This is a genomic window from Pseudomonas sp. MF6751, from assembly GCF_016613265.1.
GTDB classification, from domain to species: domain Bacteria; phylum Pseudomonadota; class Gammaproteobacteria; order Pseudomonadales; family Pseudomonadaceae; genus Aquipseudomonas; species Aquipseudomonas fluorescens_BV.
Genome location: NZ_JAENSV010000017.1, coordinates 68,274 through 94,625, shown reverse-complemented (window position 1 = coordinate 94,625; position 26,352 = coordinate 68,274). Strand labels below are relative to the sequence as shown.

Here is a 26,352-nt window from a genome sequence, read left to right as displayed (position 1 = left end):
TTTCTTTCACTTAAGCGACATACCCAGGTTTTGCCCCCAGCTGCCAGCTTTTCAAGCGATCAACCGGCGCTCTACACTGTACCGGTACAGTTGCCAGGGCAATGCCGGGGGGATATCCGCGATATCTGATCCGGTTCTGCAGCTCACAAGGCCGCTAGAACTATAAAAAATACAACAGTAAGAGTGGAGCACTATGAATAAGGCTACTAAGCAGATTTCCAAACTGTTTGCCGCTATGGTCCTGGCTGGGGTTGCCGGCCATTCGTTCGCAGCCGACACCATCAAGATCGGCATCGCCGGTCCCAAGACCGGTCCGGTGACGCAATACGGCGACATGCAATTCATGGGTGCCAAGCAAGCCATCAAAGACATCAACGCCAAGGGCGGCGTAGACGGCAAGATGCTTGAGGCCAAGGAATACGACGACGCTTGCGATCCAAAACAAGCCGTGGCCGTTGCCAACAAAGTGGTCAATGATGGCGTCAAGTTCGTCGTTGGCCACCTCTGCTCCAGCTCCACTCAGCCAGCATCGGATATCTATGAAGACGAAGGCGTCATCATGATCACCCCCGCTGCCACCAGCCCTGAAATCACTTCCCGTGGCTACAAGCTGATTTTCCGCACCATCGGCCTGGACAGCGCGCAAGGCCCAGCGGCCGGCAACTACATCGCCAACCACGTGAAGCCGAAAATCGTTGCCGTACTGCACGACAAGCAGCAATACGGTGAAGGTATCGCCAGCGCCGTGAAGAAGACCCTTGAAGAAAAAGGCACCAAGGTTGCCGTCTTCGAAGGCCTGAACGCCGGCGACAAAGACTTCTCCTCGATCATCCAGAAACTCAAGCAAGCCAACGTCGACTTCGTCTACTACGGCGGTTACCACCCTGAGCTGGGCCTGATCCTGCGCCAAGCCAAAGAAAAAGGCCTGAACGCCAAGTTCATGGGCCCAGAGGGCGTGGGGAACGACTCTATCTCGCAAATCGCCCAGGGCGCTTCCGAAGGCCTGCTTGTGACCCTGCCGAAGTCCTTCGACACCGACCCAGCCAACAAAGCCATCGTCGAAGAGTTCGCCAAGAACAAGCAGGACCCAACCGGTCCATTCGTGTTCCCGGCCTACTCGGCGGTTGAAGTCATCGCCGGCGGTATCGCTGCTGCGAAGAGCGAAGACACCGCCAAAGTGGCCGAGGCCATCCACGCCGGTACCTTCAAGACCCCTACCGGCGATCTGAGCTTCGACGCCAAGGGCGACCTGAAGGACTTCAAGTTCGTGGTATACGAATGGCACTTCGGTAAACCAAAAACCGAAGTTTCCCCTCAGTAAGCCAGGCGTTACTGGTCAACAAGCCCACTGTGCAAGCAGTGGGCTTTGTTTTACGAGGTTTATGGGCCATGTCACCCGCGATCCGGGCGCTGGCTCACCTGAAAATCTTAAAACCGTCACCAGCGGTTCGCTGGCAAACGCTTCGTGCAACCTGGTCACAGAACAGGGCACCGAGCCGGAAATGACTCCACCAGTGAAATGCGTATCGGGTTTTTAGGAGCGCTGTAATGCCTGAGATCTATCATTTTTTCCAACAGCTGGTTAATGGCCTGACCATTGGCAGCACCTATGCCTTGATAGCCATTGGCTACACAATGGTTTACGGCATCATTGGAATGATCAACTTCGCCCATGGCGAGGTGTACATGATTGGTTCCTACGTGGCCTTTATCGCCCTTGCCGGGCTGGCCATGATGGGGATCCACTCCCTGCCGCTATTGATGACCGCTGCGTTCCTGGCGTCGATCATCGTAACCAGTGCCTATGGCTACAGCATCGAGCGGGTTGCCTACCGTCCCCTGCGGGGCAGCAACCGTTTGATCCCGCTGATTTCTGCCATCGGCATGTCGATTTTCCTGCAGAACACCGTATTGCTGTCCCAGGACTCCAAGGACAAGTCCATTCCCAACCTGATTCCGGGGAGCATCTCCTTCGGCCCGGGTGGCGCACAAGAAGTGCTGATTTCGTACATGCAGATTCTGGTTTTCGTGGTCACCCTGGTGGCCATGCTGGGCCTGACGCTGTTCATCTCCCGCTCCCGTCTGGGGCGCGCCTGCCGGGCCTGCGCCGAAGACATCAAGATGGCCAACCTGCTGGGCATCAACACCAACAACATCATCGCCCTGACCTTCGTCATTGGTGCTGCGCTGGCGGCCGTGGCGGCCGTGTTGCTGAGCATGCAATACGGCGTGATCAACCCCAACGCCGGTTTCCTGGTGGGCCTCAAGGCCTTTACCGCAGCGGTATTGGGCGGCATCGGCAGCATTCCGGGCGCCATGCTCGGCGGGCTGGTGCTGGGTGTGGCCGAAGCCTTTGGCGCCGATATCTTCGGTGACCAGTACAAGGACGTCGTCGCGTTCGGCCTGTTGGTTCTGGTGTTGTTGTTCCGTCCGACCGGCATCCTGGGCCGTCCGGAGGTTGAGAAAGTATGAGCAGATATCTTAAATCGGCGTTTTTCAGCGCCTTGCTGGTATGGGCCGTGGCCTTTCCGGTACTCGGTCTCAAGCTGAGCATTGTCGGCATCAACCTGGAAGTGCATGGCACCGGGCCCGTCACCCTGACCGTCATCGCGCTGTGTTCGGTGCTGATGTTCCTGCGTGTACTGTTCACCCAGCAGGTCGGCGCCTTGTTCAAGGGCAACCGTGGCCCGTTGGTGTCGCCCAAGGTCAGCCAATTTCTGACCCTGCCGCGCACCCAGCGCTACATCATCATCGGGTTGATCATCGCGGCGCTGATCTGGCCGTTTTTCGGCTCGCGCGGCGCGGTCGACATTGCCACGCTGATCCTGATCTACGTGTTGCTGGGCCTGGGCCTGAACATCGTGGTGGGCCTGGCAGGCCTGCTCGACCTGGGTTATGTGGGCTTCTACGCCGTGGGTGCCTACACCTACGCGCTGCTCTCGCACTACCTGGGCTGGAGCTTCTGGATCTGCCTGCCGTTGGCGGGTATGGCGGCGGCCACGTTCGGCTTCCTGCTGGGCTTCCCGGTGCTGCGCCTGCGCGGTGACTACCTGGCCATCGTAACCCTGGGCTTCGGCGAAATCATTCGCCTGTTCCTGCGTAACCTCACCGATATCACCGGTGGCCCCAACGGTATCAGCAGCATTCCCAAGCCGACGTTCTTCGGGCTGTCGTTCGACCGCACCGCGGCCGAAGGCATGCAGACCTTCCACGAGTACTTCGGGATTGCCTACAACCCGGTGAGCAAAGTGGTGTTCCTTTACCTTGTGGCGCTGCTTTTGGCGTTGGCGGCACTGTTCGTGATCAACCGCCTGCTGCGCATGCCCATCGGCCGTGCGTGGGAAGCGCTGCGCGAAGATGAAATCGCCTGCCGTGCCCTGGGCCTGAACCCGACCATCATCAAGCTTTCCGCATTCACCCTGGGCGCTGCATTCGCCGGTTTTGCCGGCAGCTTCTTCGCCGCTCGCCAAGGCCTGGTGACGCCGGAATCGTTCACCTTTATCGAGTCGGCGATCATTCTCGCCATCGTGGTACTGGGTGGCATGGGCTCGCAACTGGGCGTGATCCTGGCGGCCATCGTGATGATCCTGCTGCCGGAAATGATGCGTGAGTTCAGCGAATACCGCATGTTGATGTTCGGCGCCATGATGGTGCTGATGATGATCTGGCGCCCTCAAGGCCTGCTGCCCATGCAACGTCCACACATGGAGCTGCGCAAATGAGCCGCGAGATCCTGAAAGTCGAAAACCTGAGCATGCGCTTCGGCGGTTTGCTGGCGGTCAATGGCGTGGCCCTGACCGTCAAAGAGAAACAAGTGGTAGCGCTGATCGGCCCCAACGGCGCCGGCAAGACCACGGTGTTCAACTGCCTCACCGGTTTCTACAAGCCGAGCGGTGGCAGCATCCTGCTGGACGGCCAACCCATACAGGGCCTGGCCGGCCACGAAATCGCCCGCAAAGGCGTGGTGCGTACCTTCCAGAACGTGCGGTTGTTCAAGGACATGACGGCGGTCGAGAACCTGTTGATCGCCCAGCATCGTCACTTGAACACCAACTTCTTCGCCGGCCTGTTCAAGACCCCGGCGTTTCGCAAGAGCGAGCGCGAGGCCATGGAATACGCAGCGTACTGGCTGGACAAGGTCAACCTGACCGAGTTCGCCAACCGCCCGGCCGGTACCCTCGCCTACGGCCAGCAACGTCGCTTGGAAATCGCCCGTTGCATGATGACCCGCCCGCGCATCCTGATGCTCGACGAACCTGCCGCGGGCCTGAACCCCAAGGAAACCGAAGACCTCAAGGCGCTGATCAGTGTGCTGCGTGAGGAAAACAACGCCACGGTGCTGTTGATCGAACACGACATGAAGCTGGTCATGAGCATCTCCGACCACATCGTGGTGATCAACCAGGGTACGCCGCTGGCCAACGGGACGCCGGAGCAGATCCGCGACAATCCTGAAGTGATCAAAGCCTACTTGGGGGAAGCGTAAAATGCTGCAATTCGAAAACGTTTCCACTTTCTACGGCAAGATCCAGGCCCTGCACAGCGTCAATGTGGAAGTGCGCCAGGGTGAGATTGTCACTCTGATCGGCGCCAACGGTGCCGGCAAATCGACCTTGCTGATGACCTTGTGCGGTTCGCCGCAAGCCTACAGTGGCAGCATCCGCTACATGGGTGAAGAACTGGTGGGCAAGCACTCCGCCGAGATCATGCGCAAGAGCATTGCGGTGGTGCCGGAAGGCCGCCGGGTGTTTTCGCGCCTGACCGTGGAAGAGAACCTGGCCATGGGTGGGTTCTTTACCGACAAGGGCGATTACCAGGAGCAGATGGACAAGGTGCTGCACCTGTTCCCCCGCCTCAAGGAACGCTTCAGCCAGCGCGGCGGCACCATGTCCGGCGGCGAGCAGCAAATGCTTGCCATCGGCCGGGCGCTGATGAGCAAGCCCAAGCTGTTGCTCCTGGACGAGCCTTCCCTGGGCCTGGCACCGATCATCATCCAGCAGATCTTCGACATCATCGAACAGCTGCGCAAGGACGGTGTGACGGTGTTTTTGGTGGAGCAGAACGCCAACCAGGCGCTGAAAATCGCTGACCGTGCCTATGTGCTGGAGAATGGCCGGGTGGTGATGCAGGGCACGGGTGAGCAATTGCTGACCGATCCGAAGGTTCGGGAGGCGTACCTCGGCGGCTAAGAAAGAGTGAGTTCAGAGTGGGAGCTGGCTTGTGTGGGAGCTGGCTTGCCTGCGATAGCATCACCCCGGTGTATCTGAAAAACCGAGGCGTTTGCATCGCGGGCAAGCCCGACTCCCACATTTGCTTTGTATAAGTCATTAAACAGGTGTTGTTTGCAGTTTTTTTCGATGGCTTTGTAACGAATTCCCTCCCCCTTTCTCTAGTGGTGCATGCAGGCAATCAAGCCTGCGCATTCAACCACTGCTGGAGACACACCATGACCACCAAACTGTCCGCTGCCACCCTCGTCCTGGCCCTTGGTTCTGCCCTGAGCCTGTCCGCCCTGACCACCACCGCCCACGCGGCCGACGACATGCAGAAATGCTTCGGCGTGGCTGAAGCCGGCAAGAATGACTGCGCCGCGGGCGCCGGTACTTCCTGCGCTGGCACCTCCAAAACCAAAGACCAGGCCAATGCCTGGAAGCTGGTACCCGCCGGCACTTGCACCAAGACCCCAAGCACCACCTCGCCGACCGGTTTTGGCCAGGAAGCGGCCTTCACCGCCAAATCCTGAACCCCGCGCAGCCTGAGTACTGATGATGACGCTTACAGCCCAACACGCGGTCTCACCGGCTCAGGTGCCCGGCCTCCCCTATCGGGCCGGGCTGGGGCTCAAGACCGAGCACTTCACCGAGGTGCTCGAGACCCGCCCCGACATCGGTTTCTTCGAAGTACACGCCGAAAACTACATGGTGGCCGGCGGCCCGTTTCATCACTACCTGGGGTTGATTCGTGCGCAGTATCCCCTGTCACTGCACGGCGTCGGCCTGTCCATCGGCGGCGAAGCCCCCTTGGATCGCGAGCACCTGGCACGCTTGGCCACGCTGATCGAACGCTATCAACCCCAGTCTTTTTCCGAACACCTGGCCTGGTCCAGCCACGGCCCGGTGTTTCTCAACGACCTGCTGCCCCTGGCCTACGACGCCTGCACCCTGGAGCGGGTATGCGAACACGTGGATCAGGTACAGAGCGCACTCAAGCGACCGATGCTGCTGGAAAACCCCTCCACTTACCTGCAGTTCGAACGCTCTACCCTGGACGAAACCGACTTCATCAGCCAGATCGTCCGCCGTACCGGTTGCGGCCTGCTGCTCGACGTCAACAACGTCTACGTGTCCTGCATCAATCACCAGCGCGACCCGCTGGCCTACATCGACGCCCTGCCATTGCACGCAGTGGGTGAGATTCATCTGGCCGGTTTTGCCGAAGACACCGACAGCCTGGGCGACCGCCTGCTGATCGATGACCACGGCGCGCCGATCGATAACGCCGTATGGCAGCTTTACGCACAGGTACTGGCGCGGACCGGAGCGGTGGCGACGCTGATCGAGCGGGATAACCAGGTGCCCGCGTTCAGCGTGTTGCAAGCAGAGGCCCGGCAGGCCGAATGGTATTTGTCGCAGGTGGCCCGATGAGCATTCAGCAAACATTCGCAGAGGCTTTACTGGCCCCGCAAGCCACCTGCCCCGAGGGCGTGTTCAGCAGCAACGGTGCTGAACCGGCGAGCCGCTTTGCGGTGTATCGAAACAATGTCCATAGCGCTTTGATCAATGCTTTGGCAGCCGCCTACCCGGTGGCGCGGCAACTGGTCGGCGATGAGTTTTTCCGCGCCATGGCCGGTCTGTATGCCCAGGCCCACCCGCCCACCAGCCCCTTGATCAGTGAGTACGGCGGCACGTTCGCTGACTTTATCCAGGGTTTCGAACCAGCCTGGAGCGTGCCCTACCTGGCCGATGTCGCCCGGCTGGAGCGCTTGAGGGTCTGTGCTTATCACGCGGCGGATTGCCAGGTTCTGGATCAGCACTGCGTACTTCGGCAACTGCAAGGTTACGCACAACTGGGGCAACTGCGTGTAGGGCTGCATCCGTCACTTGCCACGTTGGAATCTTCCTACGCGGTGGTATCGGTTTGGGCGGCGCACCAGGCCGACGGGGCCATCACCAGCTTGAACCCCTGGCATGCACAAGGCGCGCTGGTCTTGCGCCAAGGGTTGGTAGTCAAGGTATTCGCCATCGACCGCGGGTCTGTGACCTTTATCAACCGACTCAACCAAGGCGCAGGGCTGGAAATGGCCATAGCTGATGCCCTGCAAGCCTCCGACGAATTCGATTTGCACCTATGTCTCACGCTGTTGATCAGCCACGACGCCATCACCCATTTGCATCTGCAACCAGAGGTATCGCCATGAACTTTCCCGCTCCCTGCCTGGTAAAACGAACCGTCGCACTGTTTGAAAAAATCCCCTACAGCCTGATCGCCTTTATGGCGCGCTTCTCCATTGCGGCGGTGTTCTGGAAGTCTGGCCAGACCAAGGTCGAAGGCTTTGCCATTGACCTGATCAGCGGCACCTTCCAATGGGGTGAGCCCAAACTCGCCGCCTCGACGCTCTTTTTGTTTCGCAGCGAATACCAATTACCTCTGCTGTCGCCAGAGGTGGCCGCGCACCTGGCAACCTTTGCCGAGCACTTTTTCCCGGTATTGATTCTGCTGGGGTTCGCCACGCGCTTCTCGGCCCTGGCCTTGATAGGCATGACCTTGACCATCCAGCTGTTCGTCTACCCTGACGCCTACCCCACTCACGGCACCTGGCTTGCGCTGTTATTGTTGTTGCTTGCCAAAGGCCCGGGCTGCCTGTCCATCGACTACCTGATTGCCCGTCGTTATCGCTAAAGCCGATCCAGCGCTTCGCCGCTGCGCTTGAACCAGTCCACCAGGTAGTCGGCCAACACCTGGGTACGCCGAGGCAAACCGCCCTGGTAGGGATGCACCAGGTACATCGGCATGCTGCGTGTCTGATAATCGCGCAGCAGCCAGCGCAATCGGCCGTCAGCCAGCTCCGTGGGTAGAACGTAGGACGGCAGGCGGGCAATACCGGCGCCGACCAACGCGGCTTTTTTCAACAGGTTGTAGTGGTTGGAGGCGAAGGTGCCGCTCACCTTTACCCGCAGCAATTCGTGTTGCTGGTGGTACAACCATTCCTCGCGGCCACTGTAATGACTGTTGAGCAAACAGCTGTGCGCCGCCAGGTCCGCTGGGGTCTGCGGCTCGCCATGCTGTTCCAGATAAGCCGGGCTGGCGCAGGTCATCTCATGCCAGGCCAGCAAAGGCTTAGCCACCAAGCGTTCATGTTCGATGGCGCCCGAACGTACCCCCAAGTCAAAACCATCCCGTGCCAAGTCTCGGTAGTTGTTATTGAGCTCCAGCTCGATCTGCACCTGCGGGTATTGCTTGGAGAACTCCAGCAGCAAGCCATCGAAGAAGGTTTCACCCAACGACACTGGAACGGTCATACGCACAGGGCCAGCCAAATCATCTTTGAGCCGCGCCAATGCCTGGCGGGCGCGTTCCACCTGCACCACCAATGCTTGTGCCTGGGGCAGCAACGCCGCGCCGGCAGCAGTAAGGCTCAGCTTGCGCGTGGTGCGGTGCAGCAAAACCACGGCAAACTGCGCTTCCAACTGGCTGATGCGCTTGGACAACTGCCCTTTGCTGCAGCCCAATTGTGCGGCCGCCACGGTGAAACTGCCGGCTTCGATCAGCACGGCGAACGCGGCCAGGTCATCCATTTCGCTCATCGACTGTTTCCATTTGAAAACCAAAGGTTGCCTATTAGCACGTTTATCCAGTTAAAAAGCCACATTAGACTGAACGCAAATCCCAACCCCTGTAGGAGCGAGCTTGCTCGCGAAAAACTCAAGATCGCCGCCGTGTAGTCAGTTTTACCGCGTGATCGTTGACGTTCTTCGCGAGCAAGCTCGCTCCTACAGGGCATCAGCCCAAAGGAACAGCACGATGAAAATTCTATTGATCGGTGCCAGCGGCACCATCGGTTCAGCGGTCAAGGCGGAACTGGCCCAGCGCCACGAAGTGATCAGCATCGGCCGCACCAGCGGTGACTTCCAGGTGGATATCAGCGATAGCGCCTCGATCCGCACGCTGTTCGAACAGACCGGCAAGTTCGACGCCCTGATCTGCGCGGCAGGCAGCGTCAACTTCGTGCCCTTGGCAGACATGCACGACAGCGATTTCGAACTGGGCCTGCGTGACAAGCTGATGGGCCAGGTCAACCTGCTGTTGATCGGCCGTGAGTACGCCAACGATGGCGCTTCATTCACTTTCACCAGCGGTATCCTGAACCGTGATCCGATCCGCACCGGCGCTTCGGCGGCCTTGGTCAACGGTGCTCTGGACGCCTTCGTCAAAGCGGCGGCCATTGAATTGCCACGCGGCCTGCGTATCAATTCGGTCAGCCCGACGGTGCTGCTGGAAGCCATGGGCAGCTATGCCCCTTATTTCCGTGGCTACAAACCTGCCCCCGCCGCCGATGTAGCGCTGGCTTACGCCAAAAGCGTCGAGGGCCTACAAACTGGTCAGACCTTTATCGTGGGGTGAGGGTGAGTGCTGTAAGAAACGCCTGAAGCTGGCAAGCGGGCTTGTGATGCACGGCCAGCCTGCGTAACGTGGCGGCACTTGCCTGGAGACCCGATAATGCGCGCCGCCCGTACCCTCGTCCTGTTTGCCTTGCTTCCTGTATTCGCCGCCTGCCAATTGTTCGAAAGCGAGCCGGCCAAGCCATCGACTGTCGGGCTGACCCGTATGCAGGGTGAGTTGACGGCGGTGGACGGCAAACTGCTGTTCCAGCCGTGCGGCGACCAGCGTAGCTACGTGGTCAACGACACCGGCGGCACCAGCGTCCTGCAGGAAGCCGCCTCGCTGGCCGGCCAGCAGGGCAAGCTGTTTGCCGACCTGCGTGGCAAGTTTTCCGGGGTCGCCAGCGGCACCCAGGGTTCAGTGGACCTGCAACAGCTGTATCGCGTCGAACGCTCGACCTCAGCGTGCTCCGACCCGGACTTCAAGCGCATGATCCTGCGGGCCAACGGCCATAAACCCGCTTGGGCAATGAATGTCACGGCCAAGGGCATGGTGCTGGAACGCGAAGGCCATCCACCTTTGGCAGTGCCGTACGTCGAGGAACAACTGGGCGACGGCCGCTTCAACCTGATGACCGAAGCCAACAACCAGCACATCGAACTGTGGGTGGCGCCCCAGCGCTGCGTCGACAGTGTGAGCGGCAGCCTGCAACACATGAGCGCCGAGTTGCGCGTGAACGGCCAGGTGCAGCGTGGTTGCGCAGCATTCGGCGGCTCGCGGGACGACTGATTAGGCCCTGTGCTGTTTTAACCTGACGGAAACTTGCCATTGGGGCTTATAATCGCCGGTTTGCAAAACAGCCGGCCTCCTTGCCCGCCGCCTACCGGATCCTGTCATGTTACGAATCACCGAACTCAAGCTGCCCATCGACCATCCCGAAGAAGACCTGCGCACTGCCATCGTGCAGCGCCTGGGCATCGCCAGTGATGACCTGCTCGATTTCACCCTGTTCAAGCGCAGCTACGATGCGCGTAAAAAGACCTCTGAGCTGTGCTTCATCTACACCGTCGACCTGAACGTGAAGGGTGAAGCCGCCCTGCTGCTCAAGTTTGCCGACGACCGCAATGTCAATCCGGCACCGGATGTCAGCTACAAGGTGGTGGGCCAGGCGCCGGAAGGCCTGGCTGAGCGGCCAATCGTGGTGGGCTTCGGTCCCTGCGGGATCTTCGCCGGGCTGCTGCTGGCACAGATGGGCTTCAAGCCGATCATCCTCGAGCGCGGCAAGGAAGTGCGCCAACGCACCAAGGACACCTGGGGCCTGTGGCGCAAAAGCGTGCTCAACCCCGAGTCCAACGTGCAATTCGGTGAAGGCGGCGCAGGCACCTTCTCCGACGGCAAACTGTACAGCCAGATCAAGGATCCGAAATTCCACGGTCGCAAAGTGCTGCACGAGTTCGTCAAGGCCGGCGCGCCGGAAGAAATCCTCTACGTCAGCAAGCCGCACATCGGTACCTTCCGCCTGACCGGCGTGGTGGAAAACATGCGCGAGCAGATCATCGCCCTGGGCGGTGAAGTGCGCTTCGAGCAGCGGGTCACCGACGTGTTGATCGAAGACGGCCAGTTGAACGGCGTGGTCATCGACGGCGGCGAGCAGATCCTCTCCAAGCACGTGATTCTTGCCCTGGGCCACAGCGCCCGTGACACCTTCCGCATGCTCCACGACCGTGGCGTGTACATGGAAGCCAAGCCGTTCTCGGTGGGTTTCCGTATCGAACACCCACAGTCGCTGATCGACGCCGCACGCCTGGGTAAATACGCCGGCCACCCGAAGCTGGGTGCTGCGGACTACAAGCTGGTGCACCACGCCAAGAACGGCCGTTCGGTCTACAGTTTCTGCATGTGCCCGGGCGGCACCGTCGTGGCTGCGACCTCGGAGCCCCATCGCGTCGTGACCAACGGCATGAGCCAATACTCGCGTAACGAGCGCAATGCCAACTCTGGCATCGTGGTAGGCATTACCCCCGAGGTGGATTACCCGGGTGGCCCGCTGGCCGGTATCGAGTTGCAGGAACGCCTGGAGTCCCACGCCTACATCCTCGGCGGCAGCAACTACGAGGCCCCCGCGCAACTGGTAGGTGACTTCATCGCCGGCAAACCCTCCACCGCGCTGGGCAGTGTGGAGCCGTCCTACAAACCCGGCGTGTCGTTGGGCGACCTGGCCCTGGCCCTGCCGGACTTCGCCATCGAAGCCATCCGCGAAGCCTTGCCGGCGTTCGAGAAGCAGATCAAAGGCTACTCGCTGCACGATGCGGTGCTGACCGGCATCGAGACCCGCACCTCGTCACCACTGCGCATTACCCGCAACGAGTCCATGCAGAGCCTGAACGTCAAAGGCTTGTTCCCGGCCGGAGAAGGCGCGGGGTATGCCGGTGGGATTCTGTCGGCGGGTGTCGATGGGATTCGGATCGCCGAAGCGTTGGCGCGGGATATGCTCGGCATCGAGGCCTAAAGCACTCTGACGGCCAGCATAAATCCCGTGTGGGAGCTGGCTTGCCTGCGAAAGCGGTGGTGCAGTTAAAAATTCAGTGACTGACACTCCGCTTTCGCGGGCAAGCCCGCTCCCACAGGGGATCTGTGCCGGGCGTTGATCCTGTGGGCAATACACGATCAATGTGGGAGCTAGCTTGCCTGCGATAGCGGTGGTGCAGTTAAAAATTCAGTGACTGACACTCCGCTTTCGCGGGCAAGCCCGCTCCCACAGGGGATCTGTGCCGGGCGTTGATCCTGGGGGCAATGCATGGCCAATGTGGGAACTGGCTTGCCTGCGATAGCGGTGGGGCAGTTAAAAATTCAGTGACTGACACTCCGCTTTCGCGGGCAAGCCCGCTCCCACAAGGGATCTGTGCCGGGCGTTGATCCTGTGGGCAATACACGACCAGTGTGGGAGCTGGCTTGCCTGCGATAGCGGTGGTGCAGTTAAAAATTCAGTGACTGACACTCAGCTTTCGCGGGCAAGCCCGCACACAGTTGGATAGTGGCGTGTCAGATATTAGCGCGCAGGATGTTAGCGGGTAGCGCCTCACCGCGCTCGACACTCGCCGCAACCGCCGCGATCAACCCTTCCAGCTCATAGACCTGCCCCGCCAGCCACGCTTGATCGTAATAGGTCGTGGCATAGCGCTCACCACCATCGCACAAGATCGCGACGATCGACCCCGACTCCCCCACTGCTTTCATCTGTTGCGCCGCCATCAGCGCACCGATCAGGTTGGTCCCGCTGGAACCGCCAACCCGTCGCCCCAAACGCTGCGCCAGGTAATGCATGGCCGCCAGGGACAATGCATCCGGCACCTTGACCATGGCGTCAATCACCGCCGGCAGAAACGATGCCTCCACCCGTGGGCGACCAATCCCTTCAATCCGCGAGCCACAGTCCAGGCGCAGGCTGGCGTCACCACTCTGGTAGAAGTCGAAGAACACCGAGCGTTCGGCATCGGCACACAACACCCGCGTGCAATGCTGGCGATAACGCACATAGCGGCCCAGGGTCGCGGTGGTGCCGCCGGTGCCAGGGCTGGAAATCAACCAACTCGGCTCCGGGTGCTGTTCAAAGCGCATCTGCTGGAAGATCGATTCGGCGATGTTGTTGTTCGCCCGCCAGTCGGTGGCACGCTCGGCGTAAGTGAACTGGTCCATGAAGTGACCACCGCTTTCCTGGGCCAGGCGTTCGGATTCGGCGTAGATCTGCGTCGGGTCCTGTACCAGATGGCTCTTGCCACCATAGAAGGCAATCTGGGCGATCTTTTCTTGGGACGTGGTAGCGGGCATGACGGCAATAAACGGCAAGCCGAGCAAGCGCGCGAAGTAGGCTTCAGAGATCGCGGTGGAGCCGCTGGACGCTTCAATAACGGGGGCGCCCGGCTTGAGCCAGCCATTGCACAGCGCATACAGGAACAGCGAGCGCGCCAGCCGGTGTTTCAGGCTGCCGGTGGGGTGGCTGGACTCATCCTTGAAGTACAACTCGATGCCTGGCAAACCCGGTAATGGCAGCGGGATCAGGTGGGTATCGGCGCTCCGCTGGAAGTCCGCTTCAATGATACGAATGGCTTCGCGGGCCCAGGTACGGTGGTCGCTCATGGTGGTTTCTCTAAAGGTTCTCAGCGGTGATCTTAGGATGTTTCCCACGCTTCACACAGATACAGTGACGACGCAATTGGACACACAATTGCTAGTCTTTAACCCACCGATGTTCCGGCCAACCCCTTATAACAAATAAGAATATAACTTTTGTTTTAACAACTAACGGTACGGGTTAGGGTACCCACCTATTGAACCTGGATTGGAGAGCATCCCTTGCCTCTGCGTAGCACTTTTACCCGTTTCTTCCAGTTGGAAGCCGCCAGTGGTCTGTTGTTGATCGCCGCTGCCGCTTTGGCGCTGATTATCAACAACTCACCGTTGTCGCACCTGTACAACGCCTTTCTCGACACGCCGGTGGTGGCTCAGGTTGGCGCGTTGAAAATCGCCAAGCCGGCGCTGCTTTGGATCAACGATGGCCTGATGGCCCTGTTTTTCCTGCTGATCGGCCTGGAGGTCAAGCGTGAGCTGCTCGATGGTCACCTGTCCAAGCCTTCGCAAGTGGTGCTGCCTGGCGCAGCGGCCATCGGCGGCATGGTGGTGCCGGCGCTGATCTACTGGGCGCTTAACAAGGACAACCCGGCCGCCTTGGCCGGCTGGGCGATCCCCATGGCCACCGACATTGCCTTTGCGCTGGGCGTTCTGGCCCTGCTGGGCAAGCGCGTACCGGTGTCGCTGAAGCTGTTCCTGATGACCCTGGCGATCATTGATGACCTTGGCGCCATCATCGTCATTGCCTTGTTCTATTCCGCTGACTTGTCCACGGCATCCCTGGCGGGCGCGGGAGCGTGCTTGATTGCGCTGATCGCGATGAACCGCCTGGGCGTGATCAAGCTGGGGCCGTATATGATCATCGGCCTGATCCTGTGGGTGTGCGTGCTCAAGAGCGGCGTGCATGCGACCTTGGCGGGTGTAACCCTGGCGTTCTGCATTCCACTGCGCACCAAGAATGCCGAAACCTCACCGCTGCTGAGCCTGGAACACGCCCTGCACCCCTGGGTGGCCTACGCCATCCTGCCGCTGTTCGCGTTCGCCAATGCCGGTGTGTCACTCACCGGTGTCAGCCTGGAGAGCTTCACCCACTCCGTGCCCATGGGCATCGCCGCCGGCCTGTTGATCGGCAAGACAGTCGGTGTGTTCGGCCTCACCTGGCTGGCGATCAAGACCGGCATCGCCTCACTGCCCAGCGGCGCCAATTGGGGCCAGGTACTGGGCGTGGCGATCCTGTGCGGGATCGGCTTCACCATGAGCCTGTTTGTCGGCTCCCTGGCGTTTGTGCCGGGCGCCAGTGAGTTTGCCGGTGAAGATCGCATGGGGATTCTGACCGGGTCGATCCTGGCGGCCTTTATCGGGTATGCGGTGACGGCGATGGCAAGTCGCAAGAAAGCCGCCGTTGCATGATTGAAGTAGGAGCGAGCTTGCTCGCGAAAAACTTACAGGCGCCGCGTTCATTCATTGAGCACGCGTTATCGTTAACGTTCTTCGCGAGCAAGCTCGCTCCTACAAAAAAACCCCCAACCGGTCACCCGGTTGGGGGTTTTTCTTCGCCTGTAGCTCAAGGCTTAGCGAGTAACGCGGCTGGTACCGTCGACGGTCATGATGCGTACGCGGTCGCCAATGCGGAAAATTTCATTTTCCTGCACGGCTTGTACGTAGGCACGCATGCTGCCGTCGTCTTCGCGCACGGTAATTTCCACGCCCTGGGTACGGGTCAGGCCTTCTTCGGTGGCCGAGCCCAGCAGGCCGCCCGCAACTGCGCCGATCACAGCAGTCACGATGCTGCCACGGCCGCCACCGATGGCGCTGCCGCCAACGCCGCCGATGACTGCGCCCGCGGCGCCGCCGATTGGGGTCTTGGTCCCTTCGATTTTCACCGGACGCAGGGATTCGATGGTGCCCATGCGAACGGTCTGTACACGACGCGCCTCATCACGAGAGTACGAGTCGCCGGTCAGACTCGAGGCGCAGCCACCCAACAGCAACGACAGGGTGGTAAAGCAGGCAACTAGTAAAACGGACTTACGCATAGCATCAACTCCAAAGGACAGGTATTCATTAAACGCTGTGGCTTGGCGCGTGTCACGGCGCACCAGGCAGAAACTTGCTTTCATTCAGCCTGAGTACAGACTGCCAGCACCAGAGAACTCGACGAACGGTAACCAAGCCAGGGTACGGACCGATGCCATAACCGGCTCGATCAGTGTAGCCGCACAGCCGAAACCGTCCGAAGTCTCTTGAACAGAGACTTCGACGCAACGGTGTTGATTCAGGTGGGATGACGAAAGGTGACGCTCAGGGCGCCAGGCGCTCGCGGCACCATTGGCCGTCTTGCAGGCGGTAGTTGAGGCGATCATGCAGGCGGCTGGCGCGGCCTTGCCAGAACTCGATGCGCTCAGGCAGTAAACGGTACCCTCCCCAATGCTCGGGGCAATCGGGCTGGGTATCGCTGAAACGCTCTTCAGTGGCCTTGAGCAGCGCCTGCAGCTCTTGGCGATCACGAATGACTTTGCTCTGCGGAGAGGCCCAGGCACCCAGGCGACTGCCCAACGGGCGCACCTGATAATAAGCATCCGACTCTTCAGGCGTGACCTTGGCCACGCGCCCTTCAATGCGTACCTGGCGCTCCAGGGTGGGCCAGAAGAAGGTCATGGCCGCAAACGGCCGCGCCGCGAGTTGTTCACCCTTGGCGCTCTGATAGTTGGTGAAGAAGGTAAAGCCCTGTGCATCCAGGCCCTTGAGCAGCAGGATGCGGCAGTGCGGGCGGCCGTCCTGATCCACTGTCGCCAGCGTCATGGCATTGGCCTCCACTGGCGGCTGTTCGGTTTTCACCGCATCAGCAAACCATTGGTGGAACAACGCAAACGGCTCGTCCGGGGCCTGGGCCTCGCTCAAACCGTCCCGTGTGTAGTCACGGCGCATATCGGCCAGTGCCTGGGTCATGCGGCTTTATCCTTGTGGTTCAACAGCTCAATTCTTCGCCTGATCGTTCGAAGCGGGTGCCGCCTTGGCTTTTGCCGTGGCAGGTTTCTTCGCAGCCGGCTTGGCCGCAGCCTTTTTAGCCGCTGGCTTGGCCGCCGCTTTCTTGGCCGTGGCCTTTTTGGCAGGCGCTTTGGCCGCCGGTGCTGGCGCAGGCACATTCTGCACTGCGACCATTTCGGCCACGGGCGGGGTCTTGCCGGAGTTGTACTTGCTCAGCAGTGCCAACATCGTTGTACGCTGAGTGAACATGATTTCCATGCGACGGTTCAGCGCACGCCCCTGATTGCTGTCGTTGGCGGCACGCGGCATAAGGTCGCCCATGCCACGCAGCATCAAGCGATCCTGTTTCAGACCACTCAGGCTGAAAATCGAGGCAATGGACTGCGCGCGTTCCTTGCTCAACGCCTGGCTGGCGGGGGCGCTGCCCGTGGCATCAACGTGGCCCAGCACCAGTACGGCGGTCTTCGGGTCAGCTTCAACGGCCTTGGCCACCCGCGTGAACGGGCCCAGGGTCACCGGCAGCAACATGGCCGGACGCTTCGGGTTGTAGGAACCGTCTACCGGGGCAATCACCACCAGGGTGTTGTCACGGCGCTCCAGTTGCAGGTTGCTGTCCTTGATGGCCGCACGCAGGCGTGGTTCGTATTCGTCCAGCCAGGCTTGGGTGATCTTCGGGTCAGGCATTGGTACGTTGGTCACATCGACCTTGGCCAATGGCTTTGGCTTGCTTTCGAACGGCCACCACCAGCGCGGCTCGCTGTCGGTCTTGGCGACGACAGGTGCCGCGTCCGAGGCCGGGGTTGCCGCCTTGAGGTCGGCTTTCAGGTCAGCCTTGGCGTCGGCGGCTTTGTCTTCGGCACTCTTGGTGGAAAACGGCCACCAGCTGTAACCGGTGTCGGCTTTGGCAGCCGGGGCAGCGGCAGCAGCGGTGACAGGCTCAACAGGCTTGGCACCGGCGGCCGGCTTGGCGTCGGGCTTGGCATCCGGCTTGGCGTCGGTCATGGCCACTGGATCCTTGGTCGCCGCTTTGTCAGATCCAAATGACCACCAATGCCCACCTTCGGCATCATTTTGTGGAGTTTGTGCACAACCCGTAATAGTGAGGCACAGCGCCAGTGCCAAAGACTTGTTCGATAACATGAGATATCCACAAAATGAGAAAAAACCAGAGGGTCGCAGGACCCGTTAAACAGACGCTAAAAGTACATTCAAGTTACAACATGTCGTTCAGCATCTTTTTTATACTTGCCTTTGTAACAAAAAACTGTGAAACAGCAAGGGGTTTATAGACAACCGGCCAATATTCCGACCAACTTCTGGGCCCGCGGGTCCATAAGTACGTAAGGCCCCAGGGTATTAGTCACAAAACCGAAGGCTACATCATGTTCAGGGTCGGCAAACCCGACTGAGCCCCCTGCCCCGGGATGCCCGAATGCACGTGGCCCGAGGCCGAACGTGGCATTGGGCAACTGCGGTTGATCCAACATGCAGCCCAGGCCGAAGCGGGTTTGGGTCAATAAGGTTTTATCCAGCCCGATACTGTGCTCGCGGGTCAATTGTTCGAGCATGTCGCTTTCCAGCAAACTACCGTCCAACAAACCACTATAAAACCCGGCCAGGCTGCGCGCATTACCGTGGCCATTCGCCGCAGGCTGCTGCATGCGTCGCCATTCGGGCTTATTAGTGCTGGTCAGAATAGACGGTGGATTGGCAAATGCACGGGTAGTCATCGCCGCCGGCTCGCGCATCATTACTTGAAGTAACCGTTGCGCGGCTTCATCCCCCATAGTGCCTTTGCTGCGCGCTATATGAGCGACGCGATAAAACTCTTCATCCGCCAGGCCTACATGGAAGTCCAGCCCCAATGGGCGTGCCACCCGCGCCACGATCGACTCCCCCGGCCCGCGCCCGTCGGCGCGGCGCAACAGTTCGCCAACCAGCCAGCCGTAGGTGATCGCCTCATAGCCGTGGCCCTGGCCCGGTGTCCACCACGGGGCCTCGGCCGCCAGGGTATCGACCATCAATTGCCAGTCGTACAACGCTTCGGTAGGCAGCATTTCGCGGATGGCGGGCAGCCCGGCCTGGTGGCAGAGCAACTGGCGCAGCGTGATCGCGTCCTTGCCAGCAGCGGCAAACTCCGGCCAGTACTCGGCCACCGGCGCATCAAGCTTGAGCTTGCCTTCGGCCACCAGTTGCAGGGCAGTCACTGCCGTAAAGGTCTTGGTGCAGGAGAACAGGTTGACGATGGTATCGCTGTGCCAGGCCTCGGCACCGTCCTTGTCGGCAGTACCGGCCCACAGGTCGACGACGGTTTGCCCGCCGATCTGGATGCACAGCCCGGCACCACGCTCCTGAGGATCATCGAACAGGGCGGCGAAGGCTTCGCGCACCGCTTCGAACTGCAGCTCGTAATGACCCTGAATCTGCACCTAAGTCCCCTCGGAAAACACCATGAAAAGTGGTCGCCATTCTTTCAGCCATTGTAGGTTTTGTGAACCCGTCAACGATGAATCAATGACCATTTCCAGCGTGTCCACCGGCATGCCCAGCCCCCTGCCCCGCGCCTTTGCCGTCGCGCCCCGGCTTGCCGGCTTCACTTTCACGCATCGCTTGGGTGGCCTTGGCTTTTTGCGCCTCACGGCCCAACTGGTCGAGCGCGGCCAGGTTGCTCTTGCGCACCGTCTCGACAAAGCCCTGGAAGGGTACATCGGTGATGCCGACCAGGCCGAAATGGCCGTTTTCACCATCCAGCAGACGCCCGGTTACCGGCTGGTCCAGGTATTGAAACCAATGCACCCCGACAATCGACGGCTCGGCCACCGCCTGCTTGAGGAAGGTGGAGTACGCCGCGCCGCGCTCTTCTTCGCGGGCCAGTTGCGTCACGCCGCCCCAGAACGGGCCGCGGTCGGCGGAGCCAAAGTTGAATTCGGTGATCAGTACCGGTTTGTCCAGCGCACGCAGCGCGGCGAAGTCATAACCGTCCTGGGGTTTCAGGGTGTACATGTTGAAGCTCAGCACGTCGCAATACTGCGCGCACGAAGCGACGGCCTCGGGCGTGCTCACCGCAAAACGGCCGCCCAGCAACAGCTGGTTGGGCGCGTGCCACTTCAGCGAGTCGGAAATGGTCTTGAAGTAAGCATCGGCGAAGGTCTTCTGGAAATATTTGAAGTCGGCTTCGATTTCCGGGTGTTCAGGGCTGGGCATCGGCGGCTCGAAGCCTGGGTCTTCCATCAGTTCCCAACCAGCCAGTTGAATACCCCAGGCTTTGGAAAGGCCCTCTTCATTGCGGTATTTATCGCGCAGTTGCTTGAGGAAGGCGCGCTTGGCCGGCACGTCGGTGGTCATGCGCAGGGTGCCGTACGCCAGGGCGTAGCGGGATTTTGCATCCTCGCCAGGACCGGCCCAGGCCAGTTCGTTGTCGGCAAAGAAACCGATCAGCCAAGGATCGTCACGGTGATCGCGTGCGGCAATAGCCACTGCGCGCTCGGTGGCCATGGCAAAGCGCGGGTCGAACGGATCGGGCATGCCGCCCCACCAGTCGGTGCCGGTGCTGATGCTGGCATAGTCACCGACAATCGACAGCGGCAAGGTGTACGGCACACGGTCGGCAGTGGCCAGGTCCGGATCGCTCCAGTTGCCGACGGTGTTGAAGCCCCAGGCTTGCAGGCGATCGAGGGTATGGGTCACCCAGCGTGGCTGGTCCAACGCGTCACCGCCGTAAGTGCGCTGCAAGTTGGCCCCATAGAAATCGTACCAACGCCCGGAGCCAAAACCGCGACCTTCGCCGGCGCCGTTGCCGGTGCGGCTGTCGTCGCTGCCGTAGTACTTGTCAAAGGGTTCGCCGGCCTTGGGCAGCGCCGCGAACATCCACTCGCGCCCCGCCACGTAGGTCTGGCTGTTGTCCGGCGCCACGGTGTTCACCCCCAGCGAGTAGAACGGATGCCCCTGCGGCGTCACCAGGTACCAGCGGCCGTCGCGCTTCTGGGTGCGGAAAAAACCGCTGGCGTCGAAGGCCGGGCCCTTCTTCCAGCCACCGTATTGATCCAGGGAGGACTTGTCCCGCTCGGCCAGCCAGGTCTTGAGCTGCTGTTGTTCCTTGGCGGCCGATGCCTTGAGTTGCTCGTCGCTGCTGACCTTCTCCGGCCAGCGTGCGCGGTTGGATTGGCCATAGGCATCCACCAGTTCAGTGTAGGCAGCCTTCAATACCGGCTCGCTGTCCTGCACGCCAAAGCGCTCCAGCAGGATACTTTGAGCGGCATTGGGCTTGAGCATCGACAGGGTCACCGAGACGATCTGGCTGCGGTCGATTTCCCCGGCGCTGGCGGCCAGCAATACCCGTTGGCCATCCACAGTCATCGGCATCGGCGGGCCGGCCTTCATGCCCTGGCTCAGCGGTGAGTTGGCTTGCAGCGGGACGAGCAGCGTCTGGGCCGGGCCGGCAGGCAGGTCGATGCGGCTGACGAGCGTCTTGCCGTCGGCGCTCTGCACCTTGACGTAAAGGGTCAGCGCCCAGTTCATCGCGCTCTGGATACGCAGGCTCATGGCGCTCGATTGCGACCAGTCCCACGTCCCCGTCTGCGGGCTGAGCACCAGGCTCGGCTCGGCCGCTGGGTTGAAGGTGATGCGGCGCAGCACCTCGCCTTCGGGCGTTTGTTCGGCATTGTATTGCGGCAGGCTGGCGTCCTGGGTCGCCACCTTGACCACATCGGCCGGCCGGACGAAGTTGAACAGCGTTTGTTGCCCCTCGGGCGCCGCCATCAACGGCGCAGCGAACAGCAGGGCAAAAAGAGCGGGCAGCGTGCGAATCATACGAACAAGGTTCTCCCAAACGGCCGGTGACTGGCCTGATGATAGTGATGAGATAGACCACAGAGTGGGCGAATCCGCCCACGGTGGCTTAAGAAATTTCGCGCCTGAACGGCGGCAATGCATTGAGGATCGCCTTGCCATAGCGCTGGGTAACCAGGCGACGGTCGAGCAAGGTGATGGTGCCGCGGTCTTCTTCGGTACGCAGCAGACGCCCGCAGGCCTGCACCAGCTTCAGTGAAGCATCCGGCACCGAGATTTCCATGAACGGGTTGCCGCCCCGGGCTTCGATCCATTCGGCCAGTGCGGCCTCGACCGGGTCATCCGGCACCGAGAACGGGATCTTGGCGATCACCACGTGTTCGCAGTAGGCACCGGGCAAGTCCACGCCTTCGGCAAAGCTGGCCAGGCCGAACAACACGCTGGAATCCCCACCGTCGACCCGCGCCTTGTGCTTGTTCAGGGTTTCCTGCTTGGACAGGTTGCCCTGGATAAACACCTGCTTGCGCCAGTCGCGGTCGAGGCCGTCGAACACGTCCTGCATCTGTTTGCGCGACGAGAACAGCACCAGGGTGCCGCGGGAGCCTTCCACCAACGACGGCAGATCACGAATGATCGCCGCCGTGTGCGCTGCCGCGTCCCGTGGGTCGGCCTTGAGGTCTGGCACCCGCAGCACGCCGGCGTCAGCGTGATGAAACGGGCTGGGCACCACGGCGGTGACGGCCTTTTTCGGCAGGCCGGCACGCATGCGGAAGCGGTCAAAGGTGCCCAGGGCCGTCAGCGTGGCCGAGGTTACCAGGCAGCCATAGGCGACGTTCCACAGGTTGCGGCGCAGCATTTCAGCGGCGAGGATCGGACTGGCGTTGACCTCGATATCGAACAGCGCACCGCTTTCCGACAACGTCAGCCAACGGGCCATGGGCGGGTTGTCTTCCGGGTCTTCGACGGTAAAGGCGGTCCACAGCTCCCAATTGCCTTGGGAACGAGACAGCAAACTGCCGAACAAGGGATACCACTCTTCGGCCTGGTTGCTGGCGATGCCGATATTGACCTCGCCATCCATGCCTTCCTTGAGCAAGTCCGTCAGGCGGGTGAACAGGTCGGTCAGGCGTGAAAAGCCTTTCTTCAGCTCAATGCCCATTTCGCGCATGTGCTCGGGAATCATCCCGCCGACAAAACGGTGGCGCGGGCGCTCTCGGCCCTCGACGTCTTCACCGGGCTTGAAGTCCGCAACCTGCTCGCAGGCGCTGAACATGAACTGCTGCTGGGTCTTGATCTCGCGCGCCAGCTCCGGCACTTGCTCGATCAACTTGCCCAGGTCGCCGGGCAACGGGTGCTGGGCCAGTAACTTGGTGAGGTTCTTGGCAGTGGTTTCCAGCCAGTCGGCCGTGGAGCGCAAGCGGGTGTAATGGGCGAAATGGCCAATGGCCTTGTCTGGCAGGTGGTGGCCTTCGTCGAACACATAGAGGGTGTCGCGTGGGTCGGGCAGTACCGCACCGCCACCCAGGGCCAGGTCAGCCAATACCATGTCGTGGTTGGTGACGATGACATCTACCTTGCCCATGCCTTCGCGCGCCTTGTAGAAGGCGCACTGGCCGAAGTTGGGGCAATGGCGGTTGGTGCATTGGCTGTGGTCGGTGGTCAGGCGCGCCCAGTCTGAATCTTCCAGGGCGGTGGGCCAACTGTCGCGGTCGCCGTCCCATTTGTTGCCGGCCAGCTTCTCAATCATGCTGGTAAACAGCTTCTGGCTGGCCTCATCCACCTCGATCTTGAAACCTTCTTCTTCGAACAAGGAGGCGGTGGCGGTTTGGGCGTGGCCTTCCTGCAGCAATACGTCGAGCTTGGACAGGCACATATAGCGGCCACGGCCCTTGGCCAGGGCGAAGGTAAAGCTCAAGCCGCTGTTGCGCATCAGGTCGGGCAAGTCTTTGTAGACAATCTGCTCTTGCAGCGCGACGGTAGCGGTGGCGATCACCAGGCGCTTGCCAGCAGCCTTGGCCGTGGGAATCGCGGCCAGGCTGTAGGCCACGGTCTTGCCGGTACCGGTACCGGCCTCGACGGCCACTACCGCAGGCTCACCCTCGCGGCGGCCTTCGTCGTCGGTGTCGATATCCCCGAGGACTTTTGCCACTTCGGCGATCATCAGGCGTTGGCCGTAGCGCGGTTTCAAGCTCTTGGCTTCGAGAAAACGCGAATAGGCGCCCTGGATCGTGGTTTTGAGTTCAGTGCTGATCATGGATAGTCGGGCGCAAAAAACGCTGGATAAATTTTCAGTGGTTCGGATCGGCCGCTATCATACCCCGCTAATTAATCCCGCGCAGAACGGAGTACCACAATGACCGCGTTTAGCCTCGCTTATACCCTGCATGTACTGGCCGCATTGATCTGGGTCGGCGGCATGTTTTTCGCCTGGATGATCCTGCGCCCCGCCGCCATGGCGGCGCTTGAGGGCCCTGCCCGGCTCAAGCTGTGGGCAAATGTGTTTCAACGTTTTTTTGTGTGGGTGTGGGTGGCGGTGGTGCTTTTACCGATCAGCGGCATCGGTTTGCTGCAACTGCGCTTCAGTGGTTTTGAGACCGCGCCGCGTTATGTGCAGGTGATGATGGGGTTGTATCTGGTGATGACGGCGTTGTTTATCCGAATCCAGGCCTTGAAGTTCCCGGAGCTGAAGGCAGCGGTGGCGGCTGAGGATTGGTCGGCGGGCGCGGCTGCGCTGGGACAGATTCGCAGGTTGGTGGGGATTAACTTGATCGTGGGGTTGGTGGTGGTGGCGGTGGCTTCGGCTCGGCCGATGTTCTGAGGCGAGTCTTACACCGCTATCGCGGGCAAGCCCGGCTCCCACACTGGAATGCATTCCAAATGTGGGAGCCGGGCTTGCCCGCGATAGCGTCAGGCCAGGCGACTCAGAGCCGCTGGATAGTCACAGACCCCGCAGGCCCAGCCGGCCCCGGTTGTCCCTCCAACCCTGGCCGGCCCTTTTCGCCGCCGTCCGCGCGGTACACCAGGCAGCCCTTGGACTGCCCGCCCTTGCCGGGTTTACCTGCAACACCCGCCAGGCCTCCAGCCCCGCCATCGACCCAGACCTTGATCTGTTCAGCCGGGAATTCCTGCGGCAACTCCAGGCGCACCTGCGCGCCCGCCGCCCCTGGCCGGCCATCGCCGCCGTTATCGCCATTAAAGCCGCGCCCGGCTGAACCCCAAGTGCAACCCGGGTCCACGCCGTTGGCACCGTCCAGGCCCGCATATCCTTGGGCTCCAGCGCCACCACGGGCATCCACCGACAGCGCTTCGGCAGTCAGCGAGTTAATGCGCAAGTTCAGATCACGCCCAGCCTTGGCGGGTTTTTCGTGGGTGCCGGGGGCGCCCCGTGAGGTGATCTGGCTACCGTGCTCCAACTGCGCCTCGCGTACCTGCATTTGCAAGGCGGTATTGCCAGGCACAATGGTGATGCGTGCGTCGCGCCCCAAGTGCAGCTCATCTACCGTGACTTGGCTGATGGTGGCCGGAATCAGCAAGGTGCCGTAGTCCGCGACGTCCAGGCGCTCGAGCTGCAACACGCTGGTGCTGCTGGGCAAGCGCATCAACGAATTGGTTTCGACACTGACGCTCTGGGCCAGGGCAACGGGGCTGACCAACAGGGCCAACAGAAAAACCTTACGCATCATGGGGCTCCTGAGTGTTTTCAAATTTTTCTTTGAGCGCACAGTAACGACTTCTACCGGCGATTTGCCAGTGAAGGATCAAAAAACTTCAATTCCACCTTGGTGGGTATCGACCGCCGCGCTCTAGGCCCACGCGCCCAGCCGCGCTAGTCTCTACGGTCTTGATGCGAGGATCTGCAATGACCGCTGGAATTTCTGCCCGTACACCCCAACAAGCCTTGGCGGCCCTGCTGGACCTTCACAGGCCAAAACGCCTGTTGTTAGTGGGCGCCAGCCAATTTCCTGCGCTGGATGCCTTCAAAGCTGCGCACCCGGACACCGAAGTGTTCTATGCCGCGCCAGGACCGTTGCCGGAAGACCTCGCCGTGCAGCGCTTTGACCTCGCGCTGGTGGTCGACTGCCTGGAGCACCTGTCCAAACCCCAGGGCCTGACCCTGCTCGGAGGCATCCGTAACCTCAACGCCAGCCGCATTGCCGTACTGGTCGACCTGGGTGCCTGCGACTGGAAGGACACCGACTTTTTCTCCCTGGCCCTGCAAGCCGGCGAACGCTTCCAACGCGATGATCAGGTGCTGACGCTGTTTACCTATGATCTGCTTGACTATAAACAGGTGCCGGACTGGCTCAACGCCCGCTTCTGGGCCAACCCGGAAAACTTCGGAAAGTATTGGTGGTAACCCGATGAGTACATCCATTTGCCCGTGCGGCAGCGGCAATCTGCTGGATGCCTGCTGCGGCCATTATCACGCCGGTCACCCGGCCCCCTGCGCCAGCGCGTTGATGCGCTCGCGCTACAGCGCCTATGTGCTGGGCCTGGTCGATTACCTGGTCGCCACTACGCTGCCTGCGCAACAGGCCGGCCTGGACCGCGACGCCATTGCCGCCTGGAGTGCGCAGAGCACCTGGCTGGGCTTGGAGGTGGAAAGCTCCGAGGTATTCGGCGGCCAGCCTGAGCACGCCTTTGTCACCTTTACCGCGCGCTGGCACGACGCTGCCGGTGAACATAGTCACCGCGAGCAGTCTTCTTTCGTACAGAATGAAGGGCGCTGGTACTTCATCGACCCTACGGTAGAAGTGAAGGCCGGACGTAACGATGCCTGTTTGTGTGGCAGCGGGCAGAAATTCAAGAAGTGCTGTTCCAGCTACTTCTAATCACTCGACGGGGATA

At 60.8% G+C, this 26,352-nt stretch carries 25 protein-coding genes; 16 read left to right on the top strand and 9 right to left on the bottom strand.

Going from position 1 to position 26,352, the window contains the following annotated elements:
- Nucleotides 1-193: 193 nt before the first annotated feature.
- The 9 genes from JJD66_RS15970 (at nucleotide 194) to JJD66_RS15930 (ending at nucleotide 7,899) form a co-directional block, all read left to right on the top strand.
- Complete coding sequence (locus tag JJD66_RS15970) at nucleotides 194-1,321, top strand: branched-chain amino acid ABC transporter substrate-binding protein (protein ID WP_200648557.1); 1,128 nt, start codon at nucleotides 194-196, stop codon at nucleotides 1,319-1,321.
- A 227-nt stretch (nucleotides 1,322-1,548) separates the two neighbouring features.
- Entirely contained in the window at nucleotides 1,549-2,472 is a 924-nt protein-coding gene (livH, locus tag JJD66_RS15965) for a high-affinity branched-chain amino acid ABC transporter permease LivH (protein WP_003193535.1), read from the top strand.
- Nucleotides 2,469-3,722: a high-affinity branched-chain amino acid ABC transporter permease LivM gene (locus tag JJD66_RS15960; protein WP_034125955.1), complete on the top strand. Its 1,254-nt coding sequence runs from the start codon at nucleotides 2,469-2,471 to the stop codon at nucleotides 3,720-3,722. The genes livH and JJD66_RS15960 overlap by 4 nt, the downstream gene beginning before the upstream one ends.
- Nucleotides 3,719-4,486, top strand: coding sequence for a high-affinity branched-chain amino acid ABC transporter ATP-binding protein LivG (gene livG, locus JJD66_RS15955; RefSeq protein ID WP_003193538.1), 768 nt, complete (start codon nucleotides 3,719-3,721; stop codon nucleotides 4,484-4,486). Before JJD66_RS15960 ends, livG begins: the two co-directional genes overlap by 4 nt.
- Nucleotide 4,487: 1 nt before the next feature.
- Complete coding sequence (locus tag JJD66_RS15950) at nucleotides 4,488-5,189, top strand: ABC transporter ATP-binding protein (RefSeq protein ID WP_003193540.1); 702 nt, start codon at nucleotides 4,488-4,490, stop codon at nucleotides 5,187-5,189.
- Nucleotides 5,190-5,446: 257 nt separating this feature from the next.
- Nucleotides 5,447-5,743: a BufA1 family periplasmic bufferin-type metallophore gene (locus JJD66_RS15945; RefSeq protein ID WP_034125953.1), complete on the top strand. Its 297-nt coding sequence runs from the start codon at nucleotides 5,447-5,449 to the stop codon at nucleotides 5,741-5,743.
- Between the two features lie 22 nt (nucleotides 5,744-5,765).
- On the top strand, nucleotides 5,766-6,644 hold the full coding sequence (gene bufB / locus JJD66_RS15940) for an MNIO family bufferin maturase (protein WP_200648556.1): 879 nt from the start codon (nucleotides 5,766-5,768) through the stop codon (nucleotides 6,642-6,644).
- A complete protein-coding gene (locus JJD66_RS15935; protein ID WP_200648555.1) occupies nucleotides 6,641-7,417 on the top strand; it encodes an HvfC/BufC N-terminal domain-containing protein in 777 nt (258 codons plus the stop codon). The genes bufB and JJD66_RS15935 overlap by 4 nt, the downstream gene beginning before the upstream one ends.
- The gene (locus JJD66_RS15930; RefSeq protein ID WP_200648554.1) at nucleotides 7,414-7,899 is read left to right on the top strand and encodes a DoxX family protein; all 486 of its coding nucleotides are present in this window, start codon (nucleotides 7,414-7,416) and stop codon (nucleotides 7,897-7,899) included. The genes JJD66_RS15935 and JJD66_RS15930 overlap by 4 nt, the downstream gene beginning before the upstream one ends.
- Here the strand turns inward: JJD66_RS15930 and JJD66_RS15925 are convergent.
- The gene (locus JJD66_RS15925) at nucleotides 7,896-8,804 is read right to left on the bottom strand and encodes a LysR family transcriptional regulator (protein ID WP_200648553.1); all 909 of its coding nucleotides are present in this window, start codon (nucleotides 8,802-8,804) and stop codon (nucleotides 7,896-7,898) included. The genes JJD66_RS15930 and JJD66_RS15925 overlap by 4 nt on opposite strands.
- A gap of 217 nt (nucleotides 8,805-9,021) precedes the next feature.
- Here JJD66_RS15925 and JJD66_RS15920 point away from each other — a divergent pair, with 217 nt between their 5' ends.
- From JJD66_RS15920 to JJD66_RS15910, 3 genes are all read left to right on the top strand, one after another.
- A complete protein-coding gene (locus JJD66_RS15920; RefSeq protein WP_105226051.1) occupies nucleotides 9,022-9,621 on the top strand; it encodes a short chain dehydrogenase in 600 nt (199 codons plus the stop codon).
- A gap of 96 nt (nucleotides 9,622-9,717) precedes the next feature.
- Nucleotides 9,718-10,389, top strand: coding sequence for a COG3650 family protein (locus JJD66_RS15915; RefSeq protein ID WP_034125947.1), 672 nt, complete (start codon nucleotides 9,718-9,720; stop codon nucleotides 10,387-10,389).
- Between the two features lie 106 nt (nucleotides 10,390-10,495).
- Complete coding sequence (locus JJD66_RS15910; RefSeq protein ID WP_019817841.1) at nucleotides 10,496-12,109, top strand: NAD(P)/FAD-dependent oxidoreductase; 1,614 nt, start codon at nucleotides 10,496-10,498, stop codon at nucleotides 12,107-12,109.
- A 533-nt stretch (nucleotides 12,110-12,642) separates the two neighbouring features.
- Here the strand turns inward: JJD66_RS15910 and JJD66_RS15905 are convergent.
- Nucleotides 12,643-13,737 (bottom strand): PLP-dependent cysteine synthase family protein, encoded by a 1,095-nt coding sequence (locus tag JJD66_RS15905; protein ID WP_200648552.1) that lies wholly within the window; start codon nucleotides 13,735-13,737, stop codon nucleotides 12,643-12,645.
- Between the two features lie 216 nt (nucleotides 13,738-13,953).
- On the opposite strand from JJD66_RS15905, the gene nhaA reads away from it, so the two are divergent.
- Complete coding sequence (nhaA, locus tag JJD66_RS15900) at nucleotides 13,954-15,138, top strand: Na+/H+ antiporter NhaA (RefSeq protein WP_054917905.1); 1,185 nt, start codon at nucleotides 13,954-13,956, stop codon at nucleotides 15,136-15,138.
- 161 nt (nucleotides 15,139-15,299) lie between these two features.
- Here the strand turns inward: nhaA and JJD66_RS15895 are convergent, their stop codons facing one another.
- The 6 genes from JJD66_RS15895 to dinG all read right to left on the bottom strand — a co-directional run bounded on the left by JJD66_RS15895 (nucleotide 15,300) and on the right by dinG (nucleotide 23,758).
- Nucleotides 15,300-15,764: a glycine zipper 2TM domain-containing protein gene (locus JJD66_RS15895; RefSeq protein WP_003189251.1), complete on the bottom strand. Its 465-nt coding sequence runs from the start codon at nucleotides 15,762-15,764 to the stop codon at nucleotides 15,300-15,302.
- Between the two features lie 265 nt (nucleotides 15,765-16,029).
- Nucleotides 16,030-16,677, bottom strand: coding sequence for a pyridoxamine 5'-phosphate oxidase (pdxH, locus tag JJD66_RS15890; RefSeq protein WP_105226048.1), 648 nt, complete (start codon nucleotides 16,675-16,677; stop codon nucleotides 16,030-16,032).
- Between the two features lie 27 nt (nucleotides 16,678-16,704).
- A complete protein-coding gene (locus tag JJD66_RS15885; protein WP_200648551.1) occupies nucleotides 16,705-17,856 on the bottom strand; it encodes an OmpA family protein in 1,152 nt (383 codons plus the stop codon).
- 143 nt (nucleotides 17,857-17,999) lie between these two features.
- Complete coding sequence (locus tag JJD66_RS15880) at nucleotides 18,000-19,145, bottom strand: serine hydrolase domain-containing protein (RefSeq protein WP_060764380.1); 1,146 nt, start codon at nucleotides 19,143-19,145, stop codon at nucleotides 18,000-18,002.
- A gap of 82 nt (nucleotides 19,146-19,227) precedes the next feature.
- The gene (locus JJD66_RS15875) at nucleotides 19,228-21,525 is read right to left on the bottom strand and encodes a beta-galactosidase (protein WP_200648550.1); all 2,298 of its coding nucleotides are present in this window, start codon (nucleotides 21,523-21,525) and stop codon (nucleotides 19,228-19,230) included.
- A gap of 88 nt (nucleotides 21,526-21,613) precedes the next feature.
- Nucleotides 21,614-23,758 carry an ATP-dependent DNA helicase DinG gene (gene dinG / locus JJD66_RS15870; RefSeq protein ID WP_014717263.1) on the bottom strand — a complete coding sequence of 715 codons (2,145 nt, stop codon included), beginning with the start codon at nucleotides 23,756-23,758 and terminating at the stop codon, nucleotides 21,614-21,616.
- Nucleotides 23,759-23,857: 99 nt separating this feature from the next.
- Between dinG and JJD66_RS15865 the strand changes: the two genes are divergently transcribed.
- A complete protein-coding gene (locus JJD66_RS15865) occupies nucleotides 23,858-24,322 on the top strand; it encodes a CopD family protein (protein WP_105226044.1) in 465 nt (154 codons plus the stop codon).
- 103 nt (nucleotides 24,323-24,425) lie between these two features.
- On the opposite strand, the gene JJD66_RS15860 is transcribed toward JJD66_RS15865, so the two are convergent.
- Nucleotides 24,426-25,184, bottom strand: coding sequence for a collagen-like protein (locus JJD66_RS15860; protein ID WP_200648549.1), 759 nt, complete (start codon nucleotides 25,182-25,184; stop codon nucleotides 24,426-24,428).
- Nucleotides 25,185-25,363: 179 nt separating this feature from the next.
- Between JJD66_RS15860 and JJD66_RS15855 the strand changes: the two genes are divergently transcribed.
- Both JJD66_RS15855 and JJD66_RS15850 read left to right on the top strand, forming a co-directional pair.
- Nucleotides 25,364-25,861, top strand: a complete 498-nt coding sequence (locus tag JJD66_RS15855; protein ID WP_200648548.1) for a DUF6231 family protein — start codon at nucleotides 25,364-25,366, stop codon at nucleotides 25,859-25,861.
- A gap of 4 nt (nucleotides 25,862-25,865) precedes the next feature.
- Nucleotides 25,866-26,336, top strand: a complete 471-nt coding sequence (locus tag JJD66_RS15850) for a YchJ family protein (RefSeq protein WP_034125936.1) — start codon at nucleotides 25,866-25,868, stop codon at nucleotides 26,334-26,336.
- Nucleotides 26,337-26,352 lie beyond the last annotated feature (16 nt).

Coding starts and splice junctions, on each gene's coding strand:
- JJD66_RS15970 (WP_200648557.1), top strand. CDS start 194: ATGAATAAGGCTACTAAGCAGATTTCCAAACTGTTTGCCGCTATGGTC.
- livH (WP_003193535.1), top strand. CDS start 1,549: ATGCCTGAGATCTATCATTTTTTCCAACAGCTGGTTAATGGCCTGACC.
- JJD66_RS15960 (WP_034125955.1), top strand. CDS start 2,469: ATGAGCAGATATCTTAAATCGGCGTTTTTCAGCGCCTTGCTGGTATGG.
- livG (WP_003193538.1), top strand. CDS start 3,719: ATGAGCCGCGAGATCCTGAAAGTCGAAAACCTGAGCATGCGCTTCGGC.
- JJD66_RS15950 (WP_003193540.1), top strand. CDS start 4,488: ATGCTGCAATTCGAAAACGTTTCCACTTTCTACGGCAAGATCCAGGCC.
- JJD66_RS15945 (WP_034125953.1), top strand. CDS start 5,447: ATGACCACCAAACTGTCCGCTGCCACCCTCGTCCTGGCCCTTGGTTCT.
- bufB (WP_200648556.1), top strand. CDS start 5,766: ATGATGACGCTTACAGCCCAACACGCGGTCTCACCGGCTCAGGTGCCC.
- JJD66_RS15935 (WP_200648555.1), top strand. CDS start 6,641: ATGAGCATTCAGCAAACATTCGCAGAGGCTTTACTGGCCCCGCAAGCC.
- JJD66_RS15930 (WP_200648554.1), top strand. CDS start 7,414: ATGAACTTTCCCGCTCCCTGCCTGGTAAAACGAACCGTCGCACTGTTT.
- JJD66_RS15925 (WP_200648553.1), bottom strand. CDS start 8,804: ATGAGCGAAATGGATGACCTGGCCGCGTTCGCCGTGCTGATCGAAGCC.
- JJD66_RS15920 (WP_105226051.1), top strand. CDS start 9,022: ATGAAAATTCTATTGATCGGTGCCAGCGGCACCATCGGTTCAGCGGTC.
- JJD66_RS15915 (WP_034125947.1), top strand. CDS start 9,718: ATGCGCGCCGCCCGTACCCTCGTCCTGTTTGCCTTGCTTCCTGTATTC.
- JJD66_RS15910 (WP_019817841.1), top strand. CDS start 10,496: ATGTTACGAATCACCGAACTCAAGCTGCCCATCGACCATCCCGAAGAA.
- JJD66_RS15905 (WP_200648552.1), bottom strand. CDS start 13,737: ATGAGCGACCACCGTACCTGGGCCCGCGAAGCCATTCGTATCATTGAA.
- JJD66_RS15895 (WP_003189251.1), bottom strand. CDS start 15,764: ATGCGTAAGTCCGTTTTACTAGTTGCCTGCTTTACCACCCTGTCGTTG.
- pdxH (WP_105226048.1), bottom strand. CDS start 16,677: ATGACCCAGGCACTGGCCGATATGCGCCGTGACTACACACGGGACGGT.
- JJD66_RS15885 (WP_200648551.1), bottom strand. CDS start 17,856: ATGTTATCGAACAAGTCTTTGGCACTGGCGCTGTGCCTCACTATTACG.
- JJD66_RS15875 (WP_200648550.1), bottom strand. CDS start 21,525: ATGATTCGCACGCTGCCCGCTCTTTTTGCCCTGCTGTTCGCTGCGCCG.
- dinG (WP_014717263.1), bottom strand. CDS start 23,758: ATGATCAGCACTGAACTCAAAACCACGATCCAGGGCGCCTATTCGCGT.
- JJD66_RS15865 (WP_105226044.1), top strand. CDS start 23,858: ATGACCGCGTTTAGCCTCGCTTATACCCTGCATGTACTGGCCGCATTG.
- JJD66_RS15860 (WP_200648549.1), bottom strand. CDS start 25,184: ATGCGTAAGGTTTTTCTGTTGGCCCTGTTGGTCAGCCCCGTTGCCCTG.
- JJD66_RS15855 (WP_200648548.1), top strand. CDS start 25,364: ATGACCGCTGGAATTTCTGCCCGTACACCCCAACAAGCCTTGGCGGCC.
- JJD66_RS15850 (WP_034125936.1), top strand. CDS start 25,866: ATGAGTACATCCATTTGCCCGTGCGGCAGCGGCAATCTGCTGGATGCC.